The organism is Desulfomonilia bacterium, from assembly GCA_036567785.1.
GTDB lineage: Bacteria > Desulfobacterota > Desulfomonilia > UBA1062 > UBA1062 > DATCTV01.
Genome location: DATCTV010000016.1, coordinates 1 through 2,911 on the forward strand (window position 1 = coordinate 1; position 2,911 = coordinate 2,911).

The following is a 2,911-nucleotide window of genomic DNA, read 5'->3' on the forward strand; positions in this document are numbered from 1 at the left end:
TGAAGATGACCTCCAGATCGCGAATCATCTCCCCGATGCTGGAAGGCGCAAGCCCTCTGAGAACAAGCTCCTTTTCGAATTCTCCGGTATGCTGTATCATCGCCGCACGATCCTTTCATTGGAATAATCACATTGTCACGGAGAGCCTGCCCATAGGCTCCCCCAAAGAAAATTTTTCTTTTGCCCCCAATTTTTTTATTCTGATGGGCGGGGTTCTGTCAATGCCGCAGCCTTTTTGCTTCAAAAAGGTGGCTCGCCGCCACTGCAGGCGGACTGACACAAGAGCGAGCCAGCATTGACAGGTTCTCGTCCATCAGGCACAATTTCTTCGGGGCAAAAGAAATCCGGCATAACCAAGGGATTTTTCAGGGTTTTCCACTTTTTTGAGGAAGGGTCAGAGAGGCATTTTAAGGGGGCATGCAGAGACCTGAATGACTTGGAGAAGGGAGATGGCTGTCCGGAGCCGGAAAACGTCGTTCAGCGACCTCTCAGGGGGAGAAAAAGGGGAGCCTGGCTTATGCTCCCCAGGGATACTCTTTGCGGGGGCGGTATGCTTTAATGAATTAAAAACTCGTCGGCAAGCGTTTCTTCTTCATATTTTAATGCTATATACATCTTTACTTTATTGCCGTAAATGGGTTCTCCGCCTTCATCTTCTTCGGAACGTTTTTCTATCCATATTTTTTTATTTCTCCGATCAAAGATGATAATACCCTCCGAATCATAGGGCTTATAGCTAAAAATGGCTTTATCATTGTCATCGCTTACTTTTTTAACTTTTATTGTCTGAAGACTCATTTACATTTCCTTTCTTTTTCCCAATTATATATTTTATTAGTTTCATCATGAGCATCTTCATATACCATATCTCTCTCTTTCATTAACCTTAATTCCATAAGCTCATGGTTTATAAGCGTCATATCACTTTCTTTTATGTTTTTTCCGGAAATCATTCTTTCCCAAGCCATTGCAATGTCATAATCTGGATCAAATCTCGATGGAACACCTTCTCTAAACTTGTGTGTCTTAATAAAAAGATGTTCCTTGACATCATTGACTAAACTTTCATCAATACCCATATTTTTGGCAATCTTTTGAACATCATTGTTATTGTTCCTAATCTCATTGTATTTTATTTTCGCTTCCTTTGCGAGTTTTATCTCTCTAAAAAAATCATCATAGTCTCTTATTCCTGTCCTTCTTTTGCCCCCAACATTCTTATTTTCTGTTTGGATGTCTGTGATACAGCTGTCAGATATAGGGGGAAACTCGATATAGATAGCCCTGCTTATTCCAATGCCGGGCCGATCTGTATTGGATATATTGATGTTGCGCTCCACATCGGCATTAACTTTTTTATGACTTTCTCTGGGAAGTGCTAATTTTCCGGGCTTTCCGAAATCTTTCAATGCTTCACACAATGCTCCGGCTATGGCAGTGCTTCCTGAAAGAGGGAAACCGCCACCAGACAGGGCAAGATCTTTAATTGTCGAGATGGATATCTTACTCTGGGGGCCGGGAGCATTCCACGATGGCCTGCGGCAAATGTCCGATGTTGACAGGTTCTGCTCTGCTCTACTTACGGAAGACAAAGAGTCTGCTGTTGAAATTTTTGTCAAAGAAAGGTCCTGGTTGGCTAAGAACCAGGGCTTCCGTTTCACTGTAGCGAAACCGGTTATGCCTGTCTGAAAAGTGCCGACTGGGTAAAGAATGTTGTTCAACTGCACCCTCATATGGTTTTCTGCTAATTCTCAGTATAGCTGAGCGATGTTGATAAAAGATGAAAAATCCGTTACGGTCCTGTAAGATTTTTGTTACGATCGCGTAAGATGTCCGGAGATCTTGAGGTTCCAACAGCAATTGGGCAAAAAACAACGATCTTGAAACAATGTCCTTTTTGCACAAACCCGCAAAAAGTCCAGTAAGAAAAAGGGGCGCCAGGCTTATGCTCCCCAGGGATACTCCTTGCGGGGGCGGTACGCCACCTCCCAGCCTGACGGCGTGCGATGGCAGCCGAGGAGGCTGAAGCGGGAGAAGTTGCCGCTTACGAAGCGTGCGAAATTTCTGGCGTCACTGGACTGAGCGAACGGGACTCTGTAGACCAGCTCGCCCCACTGGTTGACTGTGTGCCATTTGGCCTGCTGCTGCATTGCCTTTGAGCTCCTTTCTGGCTTTTTTATAGAAACACCCGCCCCGGCAAAGGCTTCTAATGTCAAGCCCTGGGCGCCGGAAAGAGGTCGGGGCTGCAGAGAGGCGCCCAACGTATAAAATTTTTTTGAAGACAAAAAAATTTTAGGAGGCTTGGGGCTTGACCAACTTGTGGCGGGTACAATGAGAAGAGCCAGAAAGCACGATAACGTTTTGAGCGTAAGAACGGGGAAAGTGTCGAGTGGCTCGCGACGAGGTAAGGAAAGCTGCCAGGCTGCCTCAGAGGAACAGACTTACTTGCGGCTCGCAGGTTTGTTCAAGGAGATCAGACTTTCGCGTGAGGGTTAATGGCGATACCTGCGGCAACAATGCCATATTTTGCGCCTTCGGGCGCAACAATATTGCGTTTTGCCGCAGAAAGCTCACAGGATCAGAGTAACGCCGGGGCAGAGGACTTTCGTGCGCCTCGCAGCTCGGGTTGCCGAGAGCCCGGCTTGCGGGTGAGGAAAAGAAGAAGTAAGGAAGCCTCGCGGGTAGGGGGCGCTGACCGGGCCGAGCGCCGCAGGGGAATGAAGCGTCCGGCTTTCGATTGGTACAGAAGAATCTCAAAATGCCGCCCAGCAGAGAGGCCATAGTGCCCGAAGGCCGGCACTATGGCCTCGGGGATTGAGGAGCAGAGTCCGAGGGCGCGGCGGGAGTTCATGCGGTTGGTGGCGGCGAAGGACGCAGTGCCGGTCGAAGGGATGCCAACGACCAGGGGCGC

At 48.0% G+C, this 2,911-nt stretch carries 3 protein-coding genes; all 3 read right to left on the reverse strand.

Going from position 1 to position 2,911, the window contains the following annotated elements; genetic code table 11:
• Positions 1-555 precede the first annotated feature (555 nt).
• Positions 556-798: a hypothetical protein gene (locus VIS94_03540; protein HEY9160141.1), complete on the reverse strand. Its 243-nt coding sequence runs from the start codon at positions 796-798 to the stop codon at positions 556-558.
• The gene (locus tag VIS94_03545) at positions 795-1,721 is read right to left on the reverse strand and encodes a hypothetical protein (protein HEY9160142.1); all 927 of its coding nucleotides are present in this window, start codon (positions 1,719-1,721) and stop codon (positions 795-797) included. The genes VIS94_03540 and VIS94_03545 overlap by 4 nt, the downstream gene beginning before the upstream one ends.
• Positions 1,722-1,943: 222 nt before the next feature.
• Positions 1,944-2,216 (reverse strand): hypothetical protein, encoded by a 273-nt coding sequence (locus VIS94_03550; protein ID HEY9160143.1) that lies wholly within the window; start codon positions 2,214-2,216, stop codon positions 1,944-1,946.
• Positions 2,217-2,911: the final 695 nt, after the last annotated feature.

Bases quoted from the DNA above. Each gene is read 5' to 3' on its own strand.
- VIS94_03540 (HEY9160141.1), bottom strand. From the start codon at position 798: ATGAGTCTTCAGACAATAAAAGTTAAAAAAGTAAGCGATGACAATGAT.